This is a genomic window from Microbacterium sp. BWR-S6Y, from assembly GCF_041379845.1.
Taxonomy (GTDB): Bacteria; Actinomycetota; Actinomycetes; order Actinomycetales; family Microbacteriaceae; genus Microbacterium; species Microbacterium hydrothermale.
Map to the genome: position 1 here is coordinate 367,616 of NZ_JBFECV010000003.1, position 22,688 is coordinate 390,303.

Sequence of the window (22,688 nt, forward strand, 5' to 3'; positions counted from 1 at the left end):
TTCGCCGCGCGCGTGGGCCCGGAGCGGTGGAATTCGGACGATGCAGAATTGGCTTCTCGAGCCTCACAGCGCACCCGAAATCCCGATATCGGCGTCGGCCGTGCGGCAGGCTTTTCCCAGTGCCAAGATATGGCCATGGAGGAAAGATCGGCACGGGTGAGTGCGCGCGTACGTGCCGCGACGCTTGCTCTCGCCGGGATCATCCTCGGCCTCTCCGGATTCGTAGCGGGACGAACCGCTGCCGAGCTATCCGCGCTGTGGGTGGGGCTTTCTGTGGGATTCGCAGCGCTCGTCGTTTCCATGCTGACGGAACGGCGGTCGACCCGCGGCGTGGGCGGCGGCGTGGCGCTCACGGCGGCGGTGGTGTGGCTCATCGGTTGGCTCTGGCCGTGGACCTGGGGGCTCGTGCTGTGGGTGCCTTTCGGCCTCTTCGGTGCAATCGCGGGACTCCTCTTCGGCGCAGCTGCGATCACAGTTGCCGCACGGGACAGGCTGGCCGGTCTGCGCCTCAGCCTGCTCAGTGCGGGCTCCCTTGGATCGTCTGTGGTCGCGTTCAGCGATGTCATCTTCACCCCGCCATTCGTCTTCGTCCCACTCGGGGTTGCTGCGCTCATCGCGGGCGCCGCCGGATCTCACTGGCGCGTGCGAGCCAATCCCGCCGTCACCTTCACTGCCGACGAGGCCACCGGCAATCTCGGCGGCATCCCTCTGCCCATCCGTGAGCCCTTCGACGCAGCCTGACTCCAGTTACGGTCGAGCACGCCCCGCCCCGCACGTCACCCCCTGAGTGCTCCCGTCCCGGCCGGGGCGGAGTCGAACACCTCCGTCAGGAACGCCTTCATCGCCGCCCAGCTGCGCCGTTCGGCCGTGGCCTGGAACTGCGCGCCCTGCTCAGGGGCGTCGGCATCCGGGAGCGTGAAGGCGTGCATCGCGTTCGCGTACGACACGAGCTGCCAGTCGACCGCCGGGGCGGTGCGCAGATCGTCCTCGAACGCCAGCATCGCGTCGTCGGGGGCGACGGGATCGGCCGCTCCGTGCAGGACGAGCACCTTCGCCGTGATGCGTGCCGCCTCGCCCTCGGGCCCCGTGAGCAGGCCGCCGTGGAAGCTCACCACCGCGTCGACGTCCGCGCCCGTGCGCGCGAGCTCGAGCACCGACGACCCTCCGAAGCAGTAGCCGATGGCCGCGGTGCGAGCGGGATCGACCGACGGCTCGCCGCGCAGGTGGGCGAAGGCCTCGACGAGGCGCTTCCGCCAGAGCGGCCGATCCTGGTAGAAGCCCCCGGCGACAGCCGCGGCTTCTTCGGGGCTCGGGCGCACGTCCGCTCCGAAGACGTCCGCGGCGAACGCGACGTATCCGAGCCGGGCGAGCATGTCGCAGCGCATGCGCACGTAATCGGTCACCCCGAGCCAGTCGTGCACCACCATCACACCGGGGTACCGCCCCTCCCCCGCGGGCCGTGCGAGGTAGCCGCTGTACGCGACGCCGTCGGCCTCGTAGGCGACGTCACCGGATTCGATCCCGGATGCCGGGACGGGCTCGCGATCGAGGATGGCGGTGAGATTCGGAGCGTAGGTGGGCACGCGGGCCTCCTGGGGATCGGGGGAACGGCCGCACCGGCCGATGACCGGAACGATAGACCGCCGACCTCTGCCGCACCGGGGTCTTGCCCTCGCCGCCGGGAGCGCTCCGGACTCGAGGCGTCCGGAGCACCGGCCCTCCCCCGCTACGCTCGAACCGATGCCTCCGTTCCGCGCCCGCTCCCCCCGGCGGGGTCGCGCGTGAGCGGCATCCTCACCGGTTTCGCCGTCGTCGGACTCGCCGTCGTCGTGGGATACGTCATCGCGCGCATCGACCTGCTCGGGCCGCACGCGCGCCCGGTCCTCGGCCGGCTGACGTTCTTCGTGCTGTCGCCGTTCCTGCTGTTCACCGTGCTCGCCCAGGCCGACGTCGCGACGCTCTTCTCCGCGCTGCTGCCGGTGTCGATGATCACGGCCGCCGTGATCATCGCCGTCTCGGTGCTCGTGTCGGCGTTGATCCTGCGGCGGCCGGTGGGCGAGACGGTGATCGCGGCGCTGTCCGCCGGTCAGGTGAACAGCAACAACATCGGCATCCCGATCTCGCTCTACATGCTCGGAAACGCCGCGTACTCGGCGCCCGTGATCCTGTTCCAGCTGCTCGTGCTGATGCCGATCGCGTTGGCCGTCCTGGATGCCGCGACCTCGGGCTCGCGCAATCTGGGGCGGATCGTGCTGCAGACGGCGAAGAACCCGATGCTCATCGCCTCGGCGCTCGGAGTGGTCGTCGCCCTGCTCGACGTCGATCTGCCGCCGATCGTCTTCGACCCCCTTCACCTCATCGCGGGCGCGTGCGTACCGGTGCTGCTGATGTCGTACGGCATGTCGCTGTACGGCCAGCGCGTCCTCACCGAGCCCGGGCGGCGCCTCGACGTCGTGATCGCCTCGGCACTGAAGCTCGTCGTCATGCCGGCGGTGGCCTTGGCGGTCGCGCTGATGTTCGGGCTGCCCGACGACCAGGTCTTCATCGTGGTGGTGCTGGCCGCTCTGCCCACCGCGCAGAACGTGTTCAATTTCGCGCAGCGGTACGGCGTGGGCGAGATCCTCTCGCGCGACGTCGTCTTCATCTCGACCGTGGGGTGTCTGCCCGTGTTGTTCGCGGTGGCGCTGCTGCTCGAGCACTCCCCCGCGTGACGCCGCGTCACGGCGCGCTCGCCGGACTCTTACCGTCGGGTCTAGGGTGAGCGTTGTTCCCAGCGATCACACAGAAAGGCTCGCCATGTCGTCCTCGTCCACGACGAATCCCGCCGTCGGAGCCGTGCGCACCGCGCTCGGCATCAGCGGCGCCCTCTCGCTCGTCATCGGTCTCCTGATCCTTCTCTGGCCCGGACGCACCGCCCAGGTCGCGGTCGGGATCATCGCCGTCTACGTCATCATCGCCGGACTGGTGAACATCGGGATCGGCCTGTTCTGGCGCTCCGGTTGGGCCCGGATCGGCTACATCGTCCTGGGCGTGCTGTTCATCGTCGCCGGGATCTTCTCCTTCACGAACCTGCCGGCCACCGCGGCCTGGTTCGGGGTCTTCATCGGCACCCTGGTCGGCATCCTGTGGATCGTCGAGGGCGTCGTTTCGCTCACCACCGTCGGGCACAGCTCGAAGGCGCGCGCCTGGACGATCTTCTTCGCGATCGTCAGCATCATCGCCGGCGTCGTGCTGCTGTTCTCGCCGCTGCTGGGAGCCGTGACGCTGTTCCTGCTGATCGGCATCTCGCTGGTGATCCTCGGCGTCTTCCAGATCGTGCGCGCGATCCAGTTCGGCAAGGCCGCCTGATCGCGAAAGAAGGGGGGTCGGATGCCGCGGCATCCGCCCCCCCTTCGTTTCTCAGCCCACCGGCAGGTGACGGCTCCACCACTCGAGGACGGCGTCGAAACGCTGGACGCGGTGCTGCGGGCGGCCGGCGCGGGTGAGCTCGTGGTCTTCGCCCGGGAAGACGAGCATCTCGGCCTCGACGCCACCGCTCTTCAGCGCGGCGTAGTAGCGCGTCGCCTGATCGAGCGGGCAGCGCAGATCGCGCTCGGAGTGCAGCACGAGCGTCGGGGTGCGCACCCGGTCGACCACCGCCATCGGGCTCTGCGCGGCGATCCGCGCCGGGTCGGTGCCGACGTACTCCTGACCGAAGAACGAGCCGATGTCGCTCGAACCGGGGAAGGCCGCGGGGTCGAGGAAACCGCGTTCGACGATCGCCCCGGCGAAGCGGTGATCGTGCGCGATGATCCACGCCGTGAGGTAGCCGCCGTACGAGCCGCCCATGACACCGGCGCGGTCGCCGTCGAGCCGGGGGTCGTCCGCGACGACGGCGTCGAAGAAGTCCATGACGTCGGCGAAGTCGAGGGTGCCCATGCGTCCACGGATCGACCGGCCGTGGGCGCGACCGTACCCGGCGCTCCCCCGCGGGTTGGCGTACAGCACCGCGTACCCGGCATCCACGAGCACCTGGGTCTCGTCGAAGAGGTGCACGCCGTAGGCCGCGTACGGGCCGCCGTGGATCTGCAGGACGACCGGGAACGGCCCCTCGCCCTCGGGCACCGCGACCCACCCGTGCACGGGGTACCCGTCGCGGCCGGTCACCTCTCGCTCGACCGGCACGACGACACCGCGCTCGCGCACCGCCGCACCGAACGACGTGAGCGCCCGCATCTCCCGCCCGTGCACCATCACGAGTTCGCCGAACGACTCGGGAGAAGCGACGGATGCCACCACCCGGCCCGCCGCCGCGGCGTGGCCGTTCACCTCGAGGTCGCCGCCGAGCACCTCGCTCACGGCGCCGCGTCGGGTCACCCGCAGCAGGCGCACCCGCCCGCGCGCGCGGTCCTGTACGAGCACGTCGTCGCCGTCGAAGGTCAGGTGGCTGCCCACCTCGCCGAGGTCGATCGTCTCGGCATCCGTCAGCGCCCGCGGCCCGTCCGCCTCGACGACGAACAGCGCGACACCGGGGGCGACGAAGTCGACGCCGCCCTCGCCCACGTCGTTCGCGAGCGCGAAGACGGTGCCGTCCGGCGCGACGTCGACCGAGGCGATCGAGAGGTTCTCGGCGGTGCCCAGCACGTCGCGCTGCACTCCCCCGTCGACGGCGATCGCGACGACGCGGTCACGCAGGTCGCGGCGCCGGGACTCGATCTCGTCGGGGACGCTGAGCAGTTCGGCGCCGTCGGCCGTCCAGGCCACGCCGCTCCAGTCCGCGTCGCCGTGGGTGAGCTGCGTCGCCGGCCCGGCGACGACGCGCGCCCGCGGCTCGTCGAGCGCCGGCGCGGGCGGGTAGAACGGCTCGGCGTCGGTGGCGGGCACGTCGACGACGAACAGCTGCGCCGGGCGGTCGAGATACCCGAGGCCGTTCGCGTGCCAGCGGATGCCGGTGATGCGGCGCGGCGGTTCGGCCGCGGCATCCCTCCCCTCGACCGTGCCGTAGCGCCCGGGCTCCGGCACGCGCGCCGAGAAGGCGAGGCGCCCTCCCTCGGGGGAGAAGGCGAGGGCGGTCACTCCCCCGGGCTGGTCGGTGACCGGGACGGGCTCACCGCCGCCGGCATCGATGACGAAGATCTGCGCGCGCCCCCGCGCGTCCTCGCGCAGGAAGGCGACGACGGCGTCATCGGGCGACAGCCGGGGCGACCGATCGTGCATCCCGCGCGTGAGACGGCGCGTCGTCCCCGCGGCGAGGTCGACCCGCCACAGCTGCCCCACCGCGCGGTCGGCGGCGAGGTCGGGACGGGAGGACGCGAAGACCGCAAACGCTCCGTCGGAGGAGATCGCGGGCCGACCGACCCCGATCAGGGATTCGATGTCGGTCGGCCGCATGCTCACTCGCCCCCGAACGAACCCGTGTCTCCGACGAGGCGGGTGTTGTCGGCGGGCACCGGATCGACGGCCGCGCGAGCGACCTCGGCGGCGAACTCGGCGACGTTGTAGAGCTTGCCGGCGTCGTCGCGACGGGCGGCGATCGCGCCCGGGTTCGCGCGCTCGAGCAGGGTCGCGGTGATCGTGCCCTCGATCATGTCGCCCGAGACGACGGTGAAGCCGATCCCGCGCTCCTCGAGCGCCGGGATCTTCTCGCGCAGCGCGTCTTCTCCCGCGCGCTTCGAGAGGGCGACGGGCTCGTACTCGGGCATGGTCGGGGTCGTGCGGATGAAGTGCGCCTGGTGGCTGGTGACGAAGACCACGCGCGCGTCGTCCTTCAGCAGCGGGAGGGCCGTCTCGAGCACGTTCACCTGGGCGTCGCGGTTGAGCAGCAGGGCGTAGTCCTCGGCCATGCCCGATTCCATACCGCCCGAGGCGTTGAGCACCAGGATGTCGAGGCCGCCGAAGGTGCGCTCGATCTCGTCGAACATCGCCTTCACCGACTCGGGGTCGGTGAGGTCGGCGCCGACGACGAGGGCCTCGACGCCGAGCTCGCGCAGCTGCGCGGCGAGCTTCTCGGCGCGGGGCGCCTTGTTGCGGAAATTGATCACCACGTTGGCGCCGGCCTCGGCGAAGTAACGGACGGTGTCGGCGCCGATGCCGCGCGACGAGCCGGTGACGAGGGCGGTCTTGCCGCCCAGCGAGCCGGACGGGAGGGTCTGGGACACGGGAGTACTCCTGAGGGTGGTCGGAACGGATGCCGCCGGCCGACGCGGGCGCCACGACAAGAGACCAGACTATCGACCCGGCGTCGTTCCCCGCGGGCGGCGGCGTGTCCACCGCGCATCGGCCGCCACGGACGCGTGCTACGTTCGCGGCGAAAGGCGGCGACCATGAACGCATCCTCCTCCGCGCGGCATCCGTACCTCTCGCCCGACGCTCCGCGCGTGCTCGCGCACCGGGGGCTGGTGACTCCGGATGCCGCCGCGCTCGGCGTCGTCGAGAACTCCTTCGCCGCGGTCGCCGAGGCGCACGCCGCGGGAGTCCTGTACGTCGAGTCGGACTGCCACGCGACGGCCGACGGGACGATCGTGCTCTTCCACGACGACGACCTCCAGCGGGTCGCCGACGACCCCCGCGCGATCGCCGACGTGCGCCTGCCCGAGCTCGAGGAGATCATGGCCGAGCGGGGCGGGCTCATCACGCTCGCTCAGGCCCTCGACGCGTTCCCCGACCTGCGTTTCAACCTCGACGTCAAAGCCGCCGCCGCGGCGGAGGGGGTCGGCCGACTCGTCGCCGCCCACGCCGAGCGGGTGCTCGTGACGAGCTTCTCCGACGACCGCCGCCTCGAGGCGCTCTCAGCTGCCCGCGCGGCCGGCGCCGCCCGGCCCCCCGCGACCTCGCCGGGGTCGGCCACGGTCGCTCGGCTCGTCGCGGCTCGCGCCCTGCGACGACGGGGCCGCGTGCGCGCCCTCCTCGACGGGCTCGACGCCCTGCAGGTCCCCGAACGACAGGGACCGCTGCGCATCGTCACGCGGGGCTTCGTGCGCGACGCGCACGCCCACGGCGTCGAGGTGCACGTGTGGACCGTCAACGACGACGACGACATGCGTCGACTGCTCGATCTCGGCGTCGACGGGCTCGTCACCGACCGCGCCGACGCCGCCCTCGCGATGGTGAACGGCCGGGGAACCACGGCTGACTGAGCATCCTCTGTGAAAGCCGTCGCGATGCCCGGAGTTCGAATAAAGCGCACAGGTGCGAGCGTTATACATGGTGACCGACGAGAGGACCACACAATGGCAGACCGCAGTCTCCGCGGCATCCGACTCGGCGCCCAAAGCCTCCAGAGCGAAGACGGCGTCGTGTTCCACGACCGTGCACAACACACCTACACCTGCAGCACCTGCGGACGCGACACCGTCCTGACCTTCGCTGCCGATGCCGAGGTTCCGGAGTCCTGGGAGTGCCGCACGTGCGGCGCAGAAGCACTGCTGCGCATCGGTGACGGCACCGCGACCGTCGACCACTCGGGTGACAAGGCCGCCCGTACGCACTGGGACATGCTGCTCGAGCGCCGCACGATCCCCGAGCTCGAAGAGCTGCTCGAGGAGCGCCTCGCGTTCGTACGTTCGCGTCGCGGTGCGGGCAACGAGAAGCTCAGCGCCTGACGTCCCGATCAGGACGTCTCGAGAACTCAGACGCCGGTCCCCTCGGGGGCCGGCGTCTTCTCGTGCGCCCGGCGACGCACGAAGACCACGACTCCCGCCGCGAGCAGACCGAGGAGGCTCCCCGCGCCGACGATGATCTTCACGGCGGGACCGATGACGACCGCGGGGGTGAGCCCCGTGCGCAGCGGCACGTCGGTGAGCATGTGGCCGGCCGTGTCGATCGGCAGGGCATCGAGGGTCGAGCCGTCCGGGGCGATGACCTGGCTCGTGCCGACCGTGGAGAGGTTGACCACCGAGCGGCCCGTCTCGATCGCGCGCATCTGCGCGAACGCGAGCTGCTGCAGGTTCTCATCGGTCCCGCGGAAGTCGGCGTTGTTGGTCTGGAACATGTACACCTCGGCGCCCGCGTCCGCACCGTCCCAGACGACGTCGTCGTAGATCACGTCGAAGCAGATCGCGAGCCCCACGCCGACGCCGTTCAGGTCGATGAGCGGCGTCGCGGTGCCGGGGGTGTACTCGCGTCCGATCAGCCCGATGAGGTCGGGGGCGAACGGCTCCCAGAACGCCCGGTCGGGAACGTACTCGCCGAACGGCACCGGATGCCGCTTGTCGTACGTCGGCCCGCTCTGCCCGTCGGGCGTCCACAGCAGCGCGGAGTTGAACAGCTCCGACCCCCGCTCGGTGACCGCCGAGATCAGCAGCGGGGCGTCGACGCGCCGCGAGAGCTCCTCGAGCACCGCCGAGGTGGCGCCGTTCGCGGTGGGGTCGGAGTCGACGCCGCCCTCGGGCCACAGCAGCACGTCCATCCGCTGGCCGAAGAGCGGGGCGGATGCCGCCAGCTGCGCGTTCAGCACGGCGTTGCGCGCGCGCTGGTCGAAGTATCCGGCCGGTCCGTTGCCCTGCACCGCACCGACGCGGAGCGAGCCCGCCGCCGTCGTCGGGAACTGCGGCAGGAGCAGCAGCACGGCCACGAGAGCCGCGGCGGGCAGGACGGCGATCCCGCGTCGGACGCGCCGATGCCGCACGAGCTCGATCACCATCGCGCACAGCAGCACGACGAGGAACGACAGCCCCGACATCCCGACCCACGACGCGACCTCGGCGAACGGCCCGTTCACCTGCGAGACGCCGATGCGCCCCCACGGGAAACCGCCGTACGGCCACGAGCCGACGATCTGCTCGCGCAGCACCCACAGCCCCGCGACCAGCGCCGGGAGGATCAGCAGCCGTCCGAGAGTCCCGGGAGCCACGCGCGGCATCCACCGGTACGCGAGGGCGATCGGCACCGCGAACACCGCGGTGAGCAGGGACTCGAGCACGAACAGGGCCGCCCACGGGATCGGGCCCAGGTAGCGCGCGGTGAAGAGCAGGTTCACGGAGAAGAACGCCACCCCGAAGAGGAAGCCCACCAGCACCGCCGACCAGAACCGCCGACCGATGAGCGTCAGCAGCGCGAGGGCCACGGCGGGCAGGGCCATGGGCCACCACGCCAGCGCCGGGTAGGCGGTGACGAGCAGCAGGCCCGCCACGACCGACAGCGGCGCCGCGAACGCCAGGCGCAGCAGCGGCCGCGCCGCCGGGGTCGCGGCGCTCATGCCGACGTGTACGCCACGATGCCGCGGCGCACGTTGTCCAACGCCGTCCGCGCCGTCTTCGCGAGCGGGGGTTCGGCCACGAGGGAGATCTGATCGAGCAGGTCGATCGTCTGCTTCGCCCAGCGCACGAAGTCTCCGGCCGCCATATCGGCCAGTCCCAGCACGGTGTCGAGCGGGAGTCCGCGAGCCCACGCGTGCATCGCAGGAGACAGGCCCGAGGCGGGGCTCTCGGAGCCGGGCAGGCGGTGGTCGCGTTCGAGGTCGTCGAGCTCCTGCCACAGCGTCTGCGTGGCATCCAGGGCTCCCCGGAACGCCCCGCGCGGCAGTCCGCGCTCGCCCGGGCCCGCCTCGTCGCGTCGCGGCTCGTAGACCAGGCAGCAGGCGAGGGCAGCGAGAGAGGGGGCGTCGAGACCCGCCCACAGTCCTTGGCGCAGCGACTCGGCGACCAGCAGATCGCGCTCGCCGTAGATGCGGCGCATGGTGCGCCCCGCGCGGGTGAGCACCGTCGCTCCGTCGTCGTCGATCGCGACGTACTCGAGCGCAGCGAGCACCTCGACGACCCGGTCGAACACGCGCGCCACGGTGCCCGTGCGCTGATCGATCTGGTGACGCGTCTTGTCGGTGGAGCGCTTGAGCTTCCAGTAGCGCTCCGCCCAGCGCGCGTGCGCCTCGCGATCGGGACACGAGTGGCAGGGATGCCGCTGCATCCGCTTGCGCAGCGACTGGATCTGCTGCTGCCGCTCATCGCGGAGGCGGCGGGGCGCCGTGGCGTCGCGGCGGTTGATCTTCTCGAGGTCGCTCAGTTCGCGGCGAATGGTGGAGTACTCGCGGAAGTCGCCGCGATCGCACGTCATCGCCTGCTCGTATCCGGAGAGCGACTCCTCGGCATCCTTCACCTGACGCGCGAGACCGACGACCGAGCGATCGGCTTGGAACTGGGCGAACGAGGACTCCAGGATCTCGCGCGCCCGGGCCCGGCCGAACTGATCGATGAGGTTCACGGCCATGTTGTAGGTTGGCCGGAAGCTCGAGTTCAACGGATAGGTGCGGCGCGAGGCGAGGGCGGCGACCGACTGCGGGTCGAGCCCCTCGGTGAACTGCACGACGGCGTGGCCCTCGACGTCGATGCCCCGGCGACCAGCGCGACCGGTGAGCTGTGTGTACTCCCCCGAGGTGATCGCCACGCGGGCTTCGCCGTTGAACTTCTCGAGCTTCTCGAGCACGACCGTCCGCGCGGGCATGTTGATGCCGAGGGCGAGGGTCTCGGTCGCGAAGACGACCTTGACGAGCTTGCGGCGGAACAGCTCCTCGACCACCTCTTTGAAGGCCGGGAGGAGCCCCGCGTGGTGCGCGGCCACACCGCGCTCGAGGTTGTCGCGCCACTCCCAGAAGTGCAGCACGGCAAGGTCTTCGTCCTTGAGCGTGAAGGTCAGCTCGTCGACGATCTGCCGGATCTCGACGCGCTCCTCGGCCGAGGTGAGGCGGACGTTCGCCCGGCGCAGTTGCTGCACGGCGGCGTCGCAGCCGGCGCGGCTGAAGATGAAGAAGATCGCGGGCAGCAGGTGGTTGCGCTGCAGCAGCTCGACCACCTCGGGACGGTCGATTCGCTCGATGCGCGGGCCCTGCTGCGCCCGCAGCGGCTTGTGTCCACCGCGGCGCTGGTGAGCGTGTCGCGGTCCCCCGGCGTGCCGCGCCGAGCGGTACTCCTGCGCGCGTCGGTTGTTCTCGTACCCGCCCGCGTTACCGCCGCGGATGCGCAGCAGCTCCTGATTGACCTGCGCGGTGGCCACCCCCGCGCGGTCGTCGAACAGCGGCAGCAGGTCGCCGCGGACCAGCACGTGCTGCTCAAGCGGCACCGGGCGCGTCTCGGACACGATCACCTCGGTGTCGCCGCGCACGGTGTCGAGCCAGTCGCCGAACTCCTCAGCGTTCGACACCGTGGCCGACAGCGAGACGAGCTTGACCGACGGCGGGAGGTGGATGATGACCTCTTCCCACACGGCGCCGCGGAAGCGGTCGGCGAGGTAGTGCACCTCGTCCATGACGACGAATCGCAGACCCCGCAGCGCCGGGGAGTCGGCGTAGAGCATGTTGCGCAGCACCTCGGTAGTCATCACGACGATGCGCGCCGAGGCGTTGATGTTCGTGTCGCCGGTGAGCAGGCCGACCTCGTCGTCGCCGTACACCTCCTGCAGCTCGTGGAACTTCTGGTTCGACAGCGCCTTGATCGGCGTGGTGTAGAACGCCTTGTCGCCGGGTTCGAGCATCGCGAGGTGGATCGCGAACTCGCCGACGATGGTCTTCCCGGCCCCGGTGGGGGCGGCCACCAGCACGCTCCGCCCGTCCTCGAGGGCGTGGCATCCGGCGATCTGGAAGTCGTCGAGCTCGAAACGCTGCATCTCGGCGAAGTCGGCCGTGTGCGGGTGCGACGAACGGGCACTCGCGCGGGCGAAACGCTCCGCGGGGCTGGGCGAACTCACGCGATGGGCCCCGACGGCATCTCCGCGGCGATGCGACGCGCCTTGCGGCGGTCGAACAGGAGGGACAGACCGGCGGCGGCGAAGAACAGCACGATCAGGATGCCGGCGAGCATCAGCATGCTGACGACGTCGGCCGCGGGGGTGGCGAGGGCAGAGAAGATGACGGCGATGAGGATCGCGACGCGCCAGCCCTTCAGGATCGCCCTGCCGCTCATGACACCGGCGACGTTCAGGGCGACGAGGAACACCGGCAGCACGAACGAGACGCCCACGACGATCAGGAGTTTGAAGACGAAGTCGTAGTAATCGACGGCGTTGTAGAAGTTGACCCCGCCCTCGGGGGTGAAGCCCCACATGAGCTCGATCACGTGCGGGACGATCAGCAGACCCACCCAGCAGCCCACGAAGAACAGGGGCACCGCGGATGCCACGAACCCGACCGTGTAGCGGATCTCTTTGCGCGTGAGGCCGGGCATGATGAACGCCCACAGCTGCCAGAGCCAGATCGGCGCCGACAGGAAGATGCCGATCGAGAAGGCGATGCGCATGCGCAGGTCGAACGCCGAGGTCACCGAGGTGAAGTTCAGCGCCGAGAAATCGTCACCGCGACGCTCGGCGATCACGCGGATCGGCTCGGTGATGAGGTGGATGATCGGGTCGGTGATGATGAACGCCACCACCATGCCGACCACGAGCGCCGCGGCCGCGATCATCAGCCGCTTGCGCAGCTCGACGAGGTGCGCGCCGATCGACATGCGCTTATCGCGCCGCGGCCCCTCGGGCACGTCGATACGCGGCGGTCCTGCCGTCGCCACGGGTCAGACGGTGGGGTCGGTCGACCTGCGCGGTTCGGGCGCAGCGGTCGTCGCGGTGCCGGAGTCGGTGGGGCGCGGAGCCTCGGAGGACTGCGCGGCGACCTCGTCGTCGCGCTTCATCTCCTTCATCTCGCTCTTGAACACCCGAGCGGACTGACCCATGCTCTTGGCGAGCGCGGGAAGCTTGGCGGCACCGAACAGCAGAAGGATGACAGCCAGAACGACTAGCAGGTGCCATCCGGTCAATCCCTGGAACATGCGAACTCCTCGTCTCGTTCGGGCGAGTCATCAGTCTAACCCGCGCACACGGGCGTCGTTCCGACTCGCCGGAAATCCCGGTAGCGACTGCGGGGCACGACGAGCCGCGCGTGACTCAGGTCGTCGATCCGGTGTACTGTTCGAGCCCCGCCGCCGCCCACGCCGCCGCGGCGCGACGCGCACCCAGCGGTTCCAGCAGCTCGACCTCTCCCCCGCGGCGCGCCGCGAGGCGCTTCAGGCTCTGCTCGTCGGCCAGACGGAGGGATGCCACGGCCATGCCGTCGTCGGCATCCTCGATGTCGGCGCGCTCGAGGTGGTCGGCGAGCAGAGGTGCCACGGCGCGCGGGAAACGGAACCGCGCGACCACCTCGTCGTCGCCCGGTGCGAACAGGTCGGGGACGGGGTCGGCGCCGTGCACGGCCGGGATCCCGGTCACGCTCGGATCGCTGACGCGATCGAGGTGGAAGGTGCGAACGGCTCGACGCAGGTGGTCCCACCCCTGCAGATACCACTGGTCGTTTGCGATGTGCACCTTGATCGGATCCACGGTGCGCGTGATCGGATCGGCCCCCGGAGCGCGGTAGGTGAACGTCACGGCCACCCGGGCGCGCAGCGCGCGGTCGACCACTTCGCGCACGCCGTCGACGGGGCCGGGCGCCACGATCACCGGCGGTGGAGCGGTGGCCGCCCCGCGGGCGAGCTTGGCGAGCAGCGCCGTGACGACCTCGCTGTCGCCGAAGCCCGGCAGGCTGCGCGCGAGCTGCAGACCCGCGAGCAGGGCGGCCGCCTCGCGCGCGGTGAGCCGGGGCGAGCGCTCGAGGCCCACGGTGTTCGTGATCGCGATGACGTCGTCGCGGTCGAGCAGGTCCCAGTCGATGTCGAACAGGTCGTGGGGCAACTGCCAGTAGCCGCGTTCGCCGGGCAGCCCGATCACCGTGAGTCGCTCGACCATCGCGCGCATCTCGTCGACGGTCACGTCGAAGTCGGCCGCGGCCTCGGCAACGGGCACCTCGCCCTTGCCGAGGAGATAGGGCACGAGCTGCAGCAGCAGGGCCGCCCGGTCGAGGGCGGCGACGGGGCGTTCGGGATTCACGCGGCACCCCCGTGCAGCACGAGGGTCGCCTCGAGCCGGCGGATGACCTCGGCTCGCAGATCGGCGGGCTCGACCACGCGCACTTCGGGACCGTACGACGCCAGTTCGTCGGCGAAGACGTGCAGGTCGACGTAGGGCACGACGATCCCCTGCGGAACATCCTGCGGCGCCTCCTGGGCGCGCCGGGCGAGGCGCAGCGATGCCTCGGTGCCGGGGTGCACCTCGAGCAGGGCGCGCTGGCGGGCGGCGACGGCGCGCAGTCCCGCCACCGCGCGCTCGCCCGCACCCTCGAGGAGCTCGGGGGCGAACTTCTCGCGACGCAGGGTCACGTCGCCGACGATGCGCGAGAGCAGGAACGTACGGTCGGCGTCCATGACGAGGTCGAACCCGTACACGTGCCAGCGCGCCTCGTACTCGACGAGCGCGAGGGGGCGGATGCGCCGCTCGCGCGGCTGCGCCTCGCCCGGGCGCAGGTAGGTGAAGGTCACGACGCGGTTCTGCTCGATCGCCCGCTGCAGCGCCGGGAAGGAGGAGTCGCGCACGCGGATGCGCGGGGCGTAGCCGATGATCGGCTCGTCGACGGGGATGCCGAGGGCGCGGATCTTGCGCAGGCCGCTGCGCGCGTCCGCCGAGAGCGACTCGCTCCCCCACACGCCGCCGGCGATGTTCAGCAGGGCGACCTCGGCCGGGCTGAACGAGATGTCGTCGGGGAGGGCGTACTCCGCCGTCGGAACCCGGTAGCGGGCCTCGCGCAGGTCGTCGGGGTCGGCGCGATTGCCGATGGTCTCGATCGGCACGCCGAGTCCGCGGAGATTCTCTTTGTCGCGCTCGAACATCTTCTCGAGAGCATCCTTGGAGGCGCCGGCCTCGAGTTGCTCGCGGTAGCCGGCCACCGAGGAGAGGATCGTGTCCTTGGTCAGACCCTGCTCGGTCGCCATGAGCGCGACAACGAGGTTCACCAGACGCTCCTCGGGAGCGTTTCGGGAAGCGGCGGCCACCCGCCCATCCTAGGCCGGGGCCCCGCCCCGAACGACGACACCGGCCCGCGAACGCTCGTGCGTCCGGGGCCGGTGCCGGAGGTCGTGACCGGTCGGTGCTCAGCCGACGGTGCCGAGGATGTCGACGACGTACACCAGGGCGGTGTTCGCGGGAGCCTGCAGCGCCTGCTGGTCCTGCTGCGTCTGGTCGGCGGGAACGACGACGAGGATCTGCGAGCCGACCGGCTGCCCCTCGAGGGCCGAAGCGAGCGCCGGGGGCAGGGCCGAGACCTTCGCCTGACCGGGGGCGCCGTTCTTCCAGGTGGAGGCGAAGGTCGTCTTGGCGCCCCAGGCGATGCCCTGCACGTGGATCACGGCGGACGAGTCGGCGGTCAGCACGTCGCCGTCGCCCTTCTTGATGACCTGCGAGCGCACCTCGGTGGGGGCGTCGCCCGCGGGGATCACCACGCCGGGCTGGCCGTCGGGCGCGCGCACGACCGAGGGCATCCCCGAGTCGGCGTTGTACTGGTCGGCGCCGTTCGCGGCCGGGAGGAACACCTTGCGCACGTCGAAGACGAACACCGCGCCGTCGCCCTCGGTGACGCCGAGGGCCTGGGCGCCCTGGGCGCCGAGGTCGGAGCCGGGGATCGCCACGGCCACGCGCGAACCCTCGGACACGCACTCCAGCAGCGGGGCGATCGAGGGAACGGCCTGGGTCAGCCGCGGCAGGGGCGTCGCCGTGGTGAGGTCGGCGTCGTACTTCGTGGCGACGAGCTGCTCGCCCGTCGCGGCGTCGAGCACGGTGACGTCGACCAGCGCGAGCTGCTTGTCGCTCGTGATGCGCGGGCCGTCGCCCTCGACGAGGGTCTCGGTGCCGGCCTGGGCGGGCACGAAGGGCGAGCGGACGGTGACGGCCGGGGCCGAGCCGAGGTCGCCGGTCGCCTCGACGACCGAGGCGATCGCGCTGTCGGTGGGGGTCGGGCACGACGACGCGGCGGATGCCGAGCACCCGACGAGGCCGAATCCGGCCAGAGCGGTCACGGCCACGAGAGCGGGGAGTCTGCGCACCGGAACAGTTTAGGCGCTCCCGTGGGCCTCCCCCGCCGCCCCGACGGGCGCGGTCGGCTCAGGCGGGATCGTCCTGCCCGCGCCCGGGCGCACCGGCCACCGACTGCCGCACGCCCTCGGCGGACTTCTGCGCCTCGCGCACGCGCTTGCGCAGGTTCTTGTCGGTGATCTCGCGGTCGCCGACGGCGCCCGGCGTCCACAGCTCCACGTCCTCGTCGCCATAGCTCGACTTCGAGGCGCGACGCTTTACCTCGGGCGGGACCGCGCCCGGCGCGAGGCGTCGCGCCGTGATGAGGAACCCCGTGTGGGCGACCATGCGGTGGTCGGGGCGCACCGCGAGGCCCTCGACGTGCCATCCGCGGACCATCGTCTCGCTGGCATCCGGCTCGGTGAACAGGCCGGTGCCGCGGATGTACTCGGCCACGCGGCTGAGCTGCGTGGCGGTGGCGATGTAGCAGAGCACCACGCCGCCGGGGGTGAGCGCGTCGGCGACGGCGTCGATGCACTCCCAGGGGGCGAGCATGTCGAGGACGACGCGGTCGACGGATGCCGGGGCCACCGCCTCCGGGAGGCTCTCGACGAGGTCGCCGACGACGACCTCCCACGTCGTGGGGTGCTCGCCGTGGAAGGTCTCGACGTTGGCGCGGGCCACCTCGGCGAACTCCTCGCGACGCTCGAACGACAGCAGGCGGCCGGCGGGCCCGATCGCGCGCAGGAGCCAGAGCGACAAAGCTCCGGAGCCGACACCGGCCTCCACGACCGTCGCGCCGGGGAAGACGTCGGCCTGCGCGAGGATCTGCGCGGCGTCCTTGGGGTAGACGATCGCCGCCCCGCGCGGCATCGACATCACGAAGTCGCGCAGCAGGGGGCGCACGGCCAGGTAGTCGTGCCCGGAGCTGTTGGTGACGACGCTGCCGTCGGGCTGCCCCACGAGGAGCGCGTGCTTCAGCACGCCGTTGTGGGTGTGCAGCTCGCCCGCCTCGCGCAGCGTGATCGTGTGCATGCGGCCCTTGGGGCCCGTCAGCTGCACGCGGTCGCCGATGCGGAAGGGTCCGCTCAGGTGGGGGGTCTCGCTCATCGGTTCGCTCGCGTTTCGGAGGGTCGGGTCGGGGTGTGCGCACCGTGGAGGGCGCGGAGATCGGCGGCGGTCCGCCCCTCGAGGCTGGGCCACAGGGCGTGGGCCCCGACGCCGTCGAGCGGCACCATCAGCGGAACCCCGAGCGAGACGGCGCCACTGGCGATCGCCGACCGGAGGCCGTTGGGGCTGTCTTCGATCGCGACGGCGTCGCGGATGTCGACGCCGAGCGCCTCCGCCGCCTGCAGGTAGGGGTCGGGATACGGCTTGGGTCGCTCGACGTCGTCGCCGGCGACCACCACGTCGAAGGCCGGGAAGTCGATGAGCTCGGCGATCGAGAGGGCCATGCGGCGCATCGACATCGTCACGAGCCCGGTCTTGACGCCGTGCGCCTTGAGGTCGGCGAGGAGCTCGCGCGCGCCCGGCCGGAACGGCACGCCCGTGCTCGCGAGCTGGCGCAGCACCTCGTCGGTCAGGTGCGCGATGATCTCGTCGACGCCCCACGGCACCCCGGCGTTCTGCAGGAGCCGGGCGGAGTCCTCGAGGGCGAGGCCCACCATGCCGAGAGCCTGGTCGTGCGACCAGGTGCCCCCGAACCGCTCGACGAGGGGCACCTCGGCCGCCATCCAGTAGGGCTCGGTGTCGACGAGGGTGCCGTCCATGTCCCACAGGACCGCAGCGAGGGCGGAAGAAGTCATCGTTCCATCTTATGGAAGGCCGGGCTTCCCCCCGCTCCCGCGGGGCGGGGGCCTCCCCGGCTCGCGGCGCCGCGGGGTCCGACCGCCCTCGCACGCGTGCGCCTATCCTGGAACGAAGCCCCGACGGGGCAGAGGAGGTTGCGTGGACGCACTGGGTCGCCGGATCATCGTCGCCGCGTTCGACGGCTGGAACGACGCCGGAGAAGCCGCGTCCGCCGCGGCGGCGCTGCTGCGCGCCGACGCGGAGTACGAGGTCGTGCACACGGTCGACCCCGAGCTCTACTTCGACTACCAGTACACGCGCCCCCAGATCGGCCTCGACGCCGAGGGGCGGCGCACCCTGACGTGGCCGGAGGCGAAGCTGCTGCGGCCGATCGAGCGCTCCACCGACGCCGAGATCTGGCTGCTCGTGGGCGTGGAGCCCGCGCGCGCGTGGCAGGCGTTCGCGGCGGAGTTCATCGACGTGGCCCTGCGCGAAGACGTGACCGGCTTCGTCGCCCTCGGGTCGATGATGTCGGACGTCCCGCACACCCGCCCCATCTCGGTCTTCGCCGGCAGCGACAACGACGCGGTCCGTCAGACGCTGGGGCTCGAGCGGAGCCTGTACGAGGGGCCCGTCGGCATCCTGAGCGCGATCGGCCACGCGGCCGAGCAGGTCGGCATCCCGACCGCGAGCCTGTGGGCCAGCGTCCCGCACTACGTCGCGGGCCACACGCCCTCGCCCAAGGCCACCCTGGCGCTGCTCGAGAAGCTCGAGGGCATCACCGGCATCACCGTGCCCCACGGCGACCTCGAGGCCGAGTCGCGGCAGTGGGAGGCGTCGATCGACGCCGCTGCGGCCGACGACGAGGAGATGAGCGACTACATCCGCCAGCTCGAGCAGACCCGCGACACGTGGGACTCGCCGGAGGCGTCGGGGGATGCCATCGCCCAGGAGTTCGAGCGGTACCTGCGTCGCGGCGGCGACGGCCCCACCAAGCCCGGTCGCGACGACCCGCCGCGTCGCTAGGCGGCGCTCCGGGCCGCGCCCGGTCCCTTCGACGGGCTCAGGGACCTCCCCTCCGTGACGAGGGTTGCGCGTGCGCGGAACGAGGTGGCTGAGCTCGTCGAAGCCACCGCAACCCTCCGCCTTCGCCCGCACACGACGACGGCGCCGCCCCGAGTGGGACGGCGCCGTCGTGGCATCCGGGATCAGCTGGTGATGACCGTCGACACGGCGGGGATGACGCCGGTCAGCAGCAGGACGATGATCAGCAGGCCCAGCGCGATGCGGTAGACCACGAAGGGCAGGAAGCTGCCGCGCTTGAGGTACTGCATGAGAAACGCGATCACGAGGTAGCCCACGACGAACGCGATCACGGTCGCGATGGCCGTCTCGCCGAGGTTGTACGGGCCGGTTCCCTCGTCGAAGCTCTTGTACAGCTCGAACAGACCGCTCGCGAAGACCGCGGGCACGGCGAGCAGAAACGAGTACTCCGCCGCGGCGGTGCGCTTGTAGCCGAGCGCGCGACCGAGCGTCGTCGTCGCTCCCGAGCGCGAGACGCCGGGGACGAGGGCGAGGGCCTGCGCGAAACCGTAGGCGATGCCGTGCGGGTAGGTGAGGTCGTCGAGGTCGCGACGGCGCTTTCCGTAGTGGTCGGCGAGACCCAGCAGGATGCCGAACACGATCAGCACGATCGCGGTGATCCACAGGCTCCGGAAGTTGTCGCGGATGAGGCTCTGCAGCAGCACGCCCAGCAGCGCGATGGGGATCGTACCGATGATGACGAGCCAGCCCATGCGGGCGTCGGGGTCGTTGCGCGGGACCTTGCCTGTGAGCGAGCCGAACCAGCGCGAGATGACGCGCCCGATCTTCTTGCGGAAGTAGATGAGCACGGCGAGCTCCGTGCCGATCTGGGTGATCGCGGTGAACGTCGCCCCGGGATCGGTCTGCGACGGGAGGAACTCGCCCACGATGCGCAGGTGCGCGCTGGAGGAGATGGGGAGGAACTCGGTGAGGCCCTGGACGAGCCCGAGGATGATGACCTCGAAGATATGCATGCGGTCCTTCAGTACGTCCGGAGGAGGTCGGCGAGAACACGTCGACCGAACTCGAGCGCGTCGACGGGGACGCGCTCGTCGACACCGTGGAACATCCCGGTGAAGTCGAGACCGGCGGGGAGTCGCAGCGGCGCGAATCCGTAGCCGGAGATTCCGAGGGCCGACAGCGCCTTGTTGTCGGTGCCGCCCCCCATGAGGTACGGCACGACGGGCACGCCGGGATCGTGCCGGTCCAGCTGGGCCACCATGGAGTCGACGAGGTCGCCCGAGAACGGCACCTCGAGGCCGATGTCGCGGTGCACGATCTCGATCTCGACGTCGTCGCCCACGATGCGGCGGATGTCGGCGAGGGCGGCGTCCTCGGTGCCGGGCAGCACGCGCACGTCGATGAGCGCCTCGGCGCGGTCGGGGATCACGTTGTGCTTGTACCCGGCGGTCAGACCGGTGGGGTTCGTCGTGGTGCGCAGCGTCGAGCGGATGAAGCTGGATGCCGCGCCGGTGCGCAGGGCGAGCGCGTCGGGATCGCCCGCGTCATCACCCGTGATCTCCGCCAGGCCCGCCAGCAGCTTCGTCGTGGTGTCGGTCAGCCGGATGGGCCACTCGGTGCGGCCGAGGGCGTCCACGGCCGTCGCGAGCTTCGTCACCGCGTTGTCGGCGTGCAATCCGCTGCCGTGACCGGCGCGACCGCGGGCGACGAGCTTGATCCACAGGAGGGCCTTCTCGCCGACCTGCAGCAGGTACGCGCGCCGGTCGCCGACCGCGATGGAGTAGCCGCCCACCTCGCTGATGGCCTCGGTGGCGCCGGCGAACCACTCGGGCCGGTCCCGCACGACGCGCGCCGAGCCCTCGACGCCGCCGTTCTCCTCGTCGGCGAAGAACGTCACGATCACGTCGCGCTCGGGCTGCTCCCCCGCGCGCAGGATGTCGGCGACGGAGGTGAGGATCATGGCATCCATGTCCTTCATGTCGACCGCTCCGCGGCCCCACAGGATGCCGTCGCGGATCTCTCCCGCGAAGGGGTCGACGCTCCAGTCCTCGGCGACGGCGGGCACGACGTCGAGGTGTCCGTGCAGGATCAGCGCCGGCTTGTCGGGGTTGCGGCCGGGCACGCGGGCGCAGACGTTCGTGCGCCGCTCGACGGGCTCGTAGTACGCGGTCTCGAGCCCGAGCCCCTCGAGGTAGGCGCCCACGTACTCGGCCGCCTCGCGTTCGCCCTTCGCGCGGCCCCCGCCGTAGTTCGAGGTGTCGAAACGGATGAGATCGGATGCGATGCGGGCGACCTCGGGGACGTCGGTTTCGAGCTCGGGCATGCGCACTACGGTACCGGCGGCCGGGGTGCTCCCCCGACGCGTGTCGTCGTGAGACGGGTGCCGTTCCGGGGTCGGACGCGCCCGGGCGTCACCGTCGGTTCGAGGCGGAGCTTCGGGCGTGGTAATGTCGTTCCTCGTTGCGAAAGCAGCGAAACACCCAGATGCGCGGGTGGCGGAATAGGTAGACGCGCTAGCTTGAGGTGCTAGTGCCCGTATAGGGCGTGGGGGTTCAAGTCCCCCCTCGCGCACAGAACGAGAAAGACCCCCGGGGTTCATCCCCGGGGGTCTTTCTCGTTGTCTGCGGGAGCGGGAGGGCTATGAACCCGTGCAGGGTTGGGCCCACGCCGCCGGAGGCTCCGCGCGCCGCGCAGCGGCGGGTGGAGGGGCGGTGGGGAAAGTCCCCCCTCGCGCACAGAACGAAGAAGGCCCCGGATTCATCCGGGGCCTTCTTCGTCGTCTGCGGGAGCGGGAGGGCTGCGAACCCGTGCGGGGTCGGGCCCACGCCGCCGGAGGCTTCGCGCGCCGCGCGAACCGTGACGCCTCAGAAACACCGGCGTAGCATCGCGCACTTAGCGTCGAGGCGTCCCCGGCAGATCGGATCACGCATGCCCCGCTTCCACGTCCCCACCATCGACATCTCGGCCTGGGTCGGGCCCGGCTCGCCCGATGCCCGCGCCGCCGTCGTGGCGGCCGTCGACCACGCGTGCCGCACGGTCGGGTTCATGCAGGTGGTGGGTCACGGCATCCCTCAGGCGGTCATCGACGACCTGCGCAGCGGTCTCGACGAGTTCTTCGCCCTCCCCCTCGACGCGAAGAAGCGCTACGTACGTCCCGCGGCCGAGAACCGGGGGTACAGCCCGCCCAAGAGCGAGTCGCTGAGCTACAGCCTCGGCGTCGATCCGGTCACGCGTATGAACGACTTCTTCGAGGCCTTCAACGTCGGCACGTCGTGGCGCGAGTACCCCGGAACCGCGGCCACGGCCGACGACTACGCCGAGAACACGTGGCCCGACGACACCGAGCTGTTCGAGCCCGCCGTCTCGACCTACTACGGCGAGGCGCGCCGCGTGGCGCAGACCCTCACGCGCGTCTTCGCGGCGGCCCTGCGCGTGCCCGACGACTTCTTCGGCGACGTCACCGATCACTCGATCGACGTGCTGCGCATGAACAACTACGCCCTGCCGCCGGGCTCGATCGAACTGGGCGCCGAGCTGACGGGCATGGGCGAGCACACCGACTTCGGCCTCGTCACGGTGCTGTGGGCCGACCGCGTGGCGGGGCTGCAGGTGCTGGGCCTCGACGGGTCGTGGAACGACGTGGTCCCCGCCGAGGGCGCCCTGCTGGTCAACCTCGGCGATGTCGCCGCCCGGCTCACCAACGACAAGTGGCTGTCGACGCTGCACCGGGTCAAGCCCCCGGTGATCGACGGGTCGATCGAGCGGCGCCGATCGGCGGCGTTCTTCCACGACGGGAACGCGGATGCCGTGGTGGGTCCCCTGCCGCACTTCGTCACGCCCGAGGCCCCCGCGGTGTACGAGCCGGTCACGGTGCGCGACCACATCGCCGCGAAGCTCGCCGGGTCGCGAGCCGGACGCAAGAACGTCGGCGCGGTCCGTGAGGCCGCGCGGGTGGCTGCGGCGGGGCGAGGCTGAGGCAAGGGGCCTGCGCGGGCCGGACGCCAACGGTGGGCGCGGAACAC

At 71.2% G+C, this 22,688-nt stretch carries 21 protein-coding genes and 1 tRNA gene; 8 read left to right on the forward strand and 14 right to left on the reverse strand.

The genetic code is table 11. The annotated features are described in order from the left end of the window. The first annotated feature begins 135 nt into the window (after window positions 1–135). Window positions 136–741, forward strand: coding sequence for a hypothetical protein (locus AB1K56_RS08905; RefSeq protein ID WP_371205352.1), 606 nt, complete (start codon window positions 136–138; stop codon window positions 739–741). 35 nt (window positions 742–776) lie between these two features. On the opposite strand, the gene AB1K56_RS08910 is transcribed toward AB1K56_RS08905, so the two are convergent. Further along, on the reverse strand, window positions 777–1,583 hold the full coding sequence (locus tag AB1K56_RS08910; protein WP_371205353.1) for a dienelactone hydrolase family protein: 807 nt from the start codon (window positions 1,581–1,583) through the stop codon (window positions 777–779). A 198-nt stretch (window positions 1,584–1,781) separates the two neighbouring features. Here AB1K56_RS08910 and AB1K56_RS08915 point away from each other — a divergent pair, with 198 nt between their 5' ends. Next, window positions 1,782–2,711 carry an AEC family transporter gene (locus AB1K56_RS08915; protein ID WP_371205354.1) on the forward strand — a complete coding sequence of 310 codons (930 nt, stop codon included), beginning with the start codon at window positions 1,782–1,784 and terminating at the stop codon, window positions 2,709–2,711. An 85-nt stretch (window positions 2,712–2,796) separates the two neighbouring features. After that, window positions 2,797–3,348 carry an HdeD family acid-resistance protein gene (locus AB1K56_RS08920; protein ID WP_136585731.1) on the forward strand — a complete coding sequence of 184 codons (552 nt, stop codon included), beginning with the start codon at window positions 2,797–2,799 and terminating at the stop codon, window positions 3,346–3,348. Between the two features lie 51 nt (window positions 3,349–3,399). Here AB1K56_RS08920 and AB1K56_RS08925 read toward each other — a convergent pair whose 3' ends face one another. Together AB1K56_RS08925 and AB1K56_RS08930 are read right to left on the reverse strand one after the other, a co-directional pair. Next, a complete protein-coding gene (locus AB1K56_RS08925) occupies window positions 3,400–5,370 on the reverse strand; it encodes a prolyl oligopeptidase family serine peptidase (RefSeq protein WP_371205355.1) in 1,971 nt (656 codons plus the stop codon). Window positions 5,371–5,372: 2 nt separating this feature from the next. Next, window positions 5,373–6,137, reverse strand: a complete 765-nt coding sequence (locus AB1K56_RS08930) for an SDR family oxidoreductase (RefSeq protein WP_371205356.1) — start codon at window positions 6,135–6,137, stop codon at window positions 5,373–5,375. Between the two features lie 165 nt (window positions 6,138–6,302). On the opposite strand from AB1K56_RS08930, the gene AB1K56_RS08935 reads away from it, so the two are divergent. Both AB1K56_RS08935 and AB1K56_RS08940 read left to right on the forward strand, forming a co-directional pair. Next, a complete protein-coding gene (locus AB1K56_RS08935) occupies window positions 6,303–7,115 on the forward strand; it encodes a glycerophosphodiester phosphodiesterase family protein (protein ID WP_371205357.1) in 813 nt (270 codons plus the stop codon). Window positions 7,116–7,208: 93 nt separating this feature from the next. Next, a complete protein-coding gene (locus AB1K56_RS08940; RefSeq protein ID WP_371205358.1) occupies window positions 7,209–7,580 on the forward strand; it encodes an RNA polymerase-binding protein RbpA in 372 nt (123 codons plus the stop codon). 26 nt (window positions 7,581–7,606) lie between these two features. On the opposite strand, the gene lnt is transcribed toward AB1K56_RS08940, so the two are convergent. From lnt to AB1K56_RS08985, 9 genes are all read right to left on the reverse strand, one after another. Continuing rightward, a complete protein-coding gene (gene lnt / locus AB1K56_RS08945; protein ID WP_371205359.1) occupies window positions 7,607–9,175 on the reverse strand; it encodes an apolipoprotein N-acyltransferase in 1,569 nt (522 codons plus the stop codon). Continuing rightward, window positions 9,172–11,655: a DEAD/DEAH box helicase gene (locus AB1K56_RS08950; protein WP_371205360.1), complete on the reverse strand. Its 2,484-nt coding sequence runs from the start codon at window positions 11,653–11,655 to the stop codon at window positions 9,172–9,174. The genes lnt and AB1K56_RS08950 overlap by 4 nt, the downstream gene beginning before the upstream one ends. Continuing rightward, window positions 11,652–12,410 carry a twin-arginine translocase subunit TatC gene (tatC, locus tag AB1K56_RS08955; protein WP_264631180.1) on the reverse strand — a complete coding sequence of 253 codons (759 nt, stop codon included), beginning with the start codon at window positions 12,408–12,410 and terminating at the stop codon, window positions 11,652–11,654. The genes AB1K56_RS08950 and tatC overlap by 4 nt, the downstream gene beginning before the upstream one ends. Window positions 12,411–12,473: 63 nt before the next feature. Further along, entirely contained in the window at window positions 12,474–12,728 is a 255-nt protein-coding gene (tatA, locus tag AB1K56_RS08960) for a Sec-independent protein translocase subunit TatA (RefSeq protein WP_371205361.1), read from the reverse strand. A 115-nt stretch (window positions 12,729–12,843) separates the two neighbouring features. Beyond that, window positions 12,844–13,821, reverse strand: coding sequence for a helix-turn-helix transcriptional regulator (locus AB1K56_RS08965; protein ID WP_371205362.1), 978 nt, complete (start codon window positions 13,819–13,821; stop codon window positions 12,844–12,846). Beyond that, window positions 13,818–14,759, reverse strand: a complete 942-nt coding sequence (locus tag AB1K56_RS08970; RefSeq protein WP_371205439.1) for a helix-turn-helix transcriptional regulator — start codon at window positions 14,757–14,759, stop codon at window positions 13,818–13,820. Before AB1K56_RS08970 ends, AB1K56_RS08965 begins: the two co-directional genes overlap by 4 nt. 159 nt (window positions 14,760–14,918) lie before the next feature. Next, window positions 14,919–15,866, reverse strand: coding sequence for an FKBP-type peptidyl-prolyl cis-trans isomerase (locus AB1K56_RS08975; RefSeq protein ID WP_371205363.1), 948 nt, complete (start codon window positions 15,864–15,866; stop codon window positions 14,919–14,921). Between the two features lie 58 nt (window positions 15,867–15,924). Continuing rightward, window positions 15,925–16,944, reverse strand: a complete 1,020-nt coding sequence (locus AB1K56_RS08980; RefSeq protein ID WP_371205364.1) for a tRNA (adenine-N1)-methyltransferase — start codon at window positions 16,942–16,944, stop codon at window positions 15,925–15,927. Then, window positions 16,941–17,639, reverse strand: coding sequence for an HAD family hydrolase (locus AB1K56_RS08985; RefSeq protein ID WP_371205365.1), 699 nt, complete (start codon window positions 17,637–17,639; stop codon window positions 16,941–16,943). Before AB1K56_RS08985 ends, AB1K56_RS08980 begins: the two co-directional genes overlap by 4 nt. Window positions 17,640–17,781: 142 nt before the next feature. Here AB1K56_RS08985 and AB1K56_RS08990 point away from each other — a divergent pair, with 142 nt between their 5' ends. Further along, the gene (locus AB1K56_RS08990; protein WP_136585745.1) at window positions 17,782–18,648 is read left to right on the forward strand and encodes a PAC2 family protein; all 867 of its coding nucleotides are present in this window, start codon (window positions 17,782–17,784) and stop codon (window positions 18,646–18,648) included. A gap of 182 nt (window positions 18,649–18,830) precedes the next feature. On the opposite strand, the gene AB1K56_RS08995 is transcribed toward AB1K56_RS08990, so the two are convergent. After that, window positions 18,831–19,679 (reverse strand): undecaprenyl-diphosphate phosphatase, encoded by an 849-nt coding sequence (locus tag AB1K56_RS08995; RefSeq protein ID WP_371205366.1) that lies wholly within the window; start codon window positions 19,677–19,679, stop codon window positions 18,831–18,833. Between the two features lie 8 nt (window positions 19,680–19,687). Continuing rightward, the gene (locus AB1K56_RS09000; RefSeq protein ID WP_371205367.1) at window positions 19,688–20,989 is read right to left on the reverse strand and encodes a M20/M25/M40 family metallo-hydrolase; all 1,302 of its coding nucleotides are present in this window, start codon (window positions 20,987–20,989) and stop codon (window positions 19,688–19,690) included. Between the two features lie 163 nt (window positions 20,990–21,152). Between AB1K56_RS09000 and AB1K56_RS09005 the strand changes: the two genes are divergently transcribed. Together AB1K56_RS09005 and AB1K56_RS09010 are read left to right on the forward strand one after the other, a co-directional pair. After that, window positions 21,153–21,237: transfer RNA gene (locus AB1K56_RS09005), tRNA-Leu, on the forward strand. Window positions 21,238–21,594: 357 nt separating this feature from the next. Continuing rightward, the gene (locus AB1K56_RS09010; protein ID WP_371205368.1) at window positions 21,595–22,641 is read left to right on the forward strand and encodes an isopenicillin N synthase family dioxygenase; all 1,047 of its coding nucleotides are present in this window, start codon (window positions 21,595–21,597) and stop codon (window positions 22,639–22,641) included. The last annotated feature ends 47 nt before the right edge of the window (window positions 22,642–22,688 follow it).

Bases quoted from the DNA above. Each gene is read 5' to 3' on its own strand.
- AB1K56_RS08940 (WP_371205358.1), top strand. From the start codon at position 7,209: ATGGCAGACCGCAGTCTCCGCGGCATCCGACTCGGCGCCCAAAGCCTC.
- AB1K56_RS08980 (WP_371205364.1), bottom strand. From the start codon at position 16,944: ATGAGCGAGACCCCCCACCTGAGCGGACCCTTCCGCATCGGCGACCGC.
- AB1K56_RS08935 (WP_371205357.1), top strand. From the start codon at position 6,303: ATGAACGCATCCTCCTCCGCGCGGCATCCGTACCTCTCGCCCGACGCT.
- tatA (WP_371205361.1), bottom strand. From the start codon at position 12,728: ATGTTCCAGGGATTGACCGGATGGCACCTGCTAGTCGTTCTGGCTGTC.
- AB1K56_RS08920 (WP_136585731.1), top strand. From the start codon at position 2,797: ATGTCGTCCTCGTCCACGACGAATCCCGCCGTCGGAGCCGTGCGCACC.
- AB1K56_RS09010 (WP_371205368.1), top strand. From the start codon at position 21,595: ATGCCCCGCTTCCACGTCCCCACCATCGACATCTCGGCCTGGGTCGGG.
- AB1K56_RS09000 (WP_371205367.1), bottom strand. From the start codon at position 20,989: ATGCCCGAGCTCGAAACCGACGTCCCCGAGGTCGCCCGCATCGCATCC.
- tatC (WP_264631180.1), bottom strand. From the start codon at position 12,410: ATGTCGATCGGCGCGCACCTCGTCGAGCTGCGCAAGCGGCTGATGATC.
- AB1K56_RS08970 (WP_371205439.1), bottom strand. From the start codon at position 14,759: ATGGCGACCGAGCAGGGTCTGACCAAGGACACGATCCTCTCCTCGGTG.
- AB1K56_RS08905 (WP_371205352.1), top strand. From the start codon at position 136: ATGGAGGAAAGATCGGCACGGGTGAGTGCGCGCGTACGTGCCGCGACG.
- AB1K56_RS08995 (WP_371205366.1), bottom strand. From the start codon at position 19,679: ATGCATATCTTCGAGGTCATCATCCTCGGGCTCGTCCAGGGCCTCACC.
- AB1K56_RS08925 (WP_371205355.1), bottom strand. From the start codon at position 5,370: ATGCGGCCGACCGACATCGAATCCCTGATCGGGGTCGGTCGGCCCGCG.
- lnt (WP_371205359.1), bottom strand. From the start codon at position 9,175: ATGAGCGCCGCGACCCCGGCGGCGCGGCCGCTGCTGCGCCTGGCGTTC.
- AB1K56_RS08985 (WP_371205365.1), bottom strand. From the start codon at position 17,639: ATGACTTCTTCCGCCCTCGCTGCGGTCCTGTGGGACATGGACGGCACC.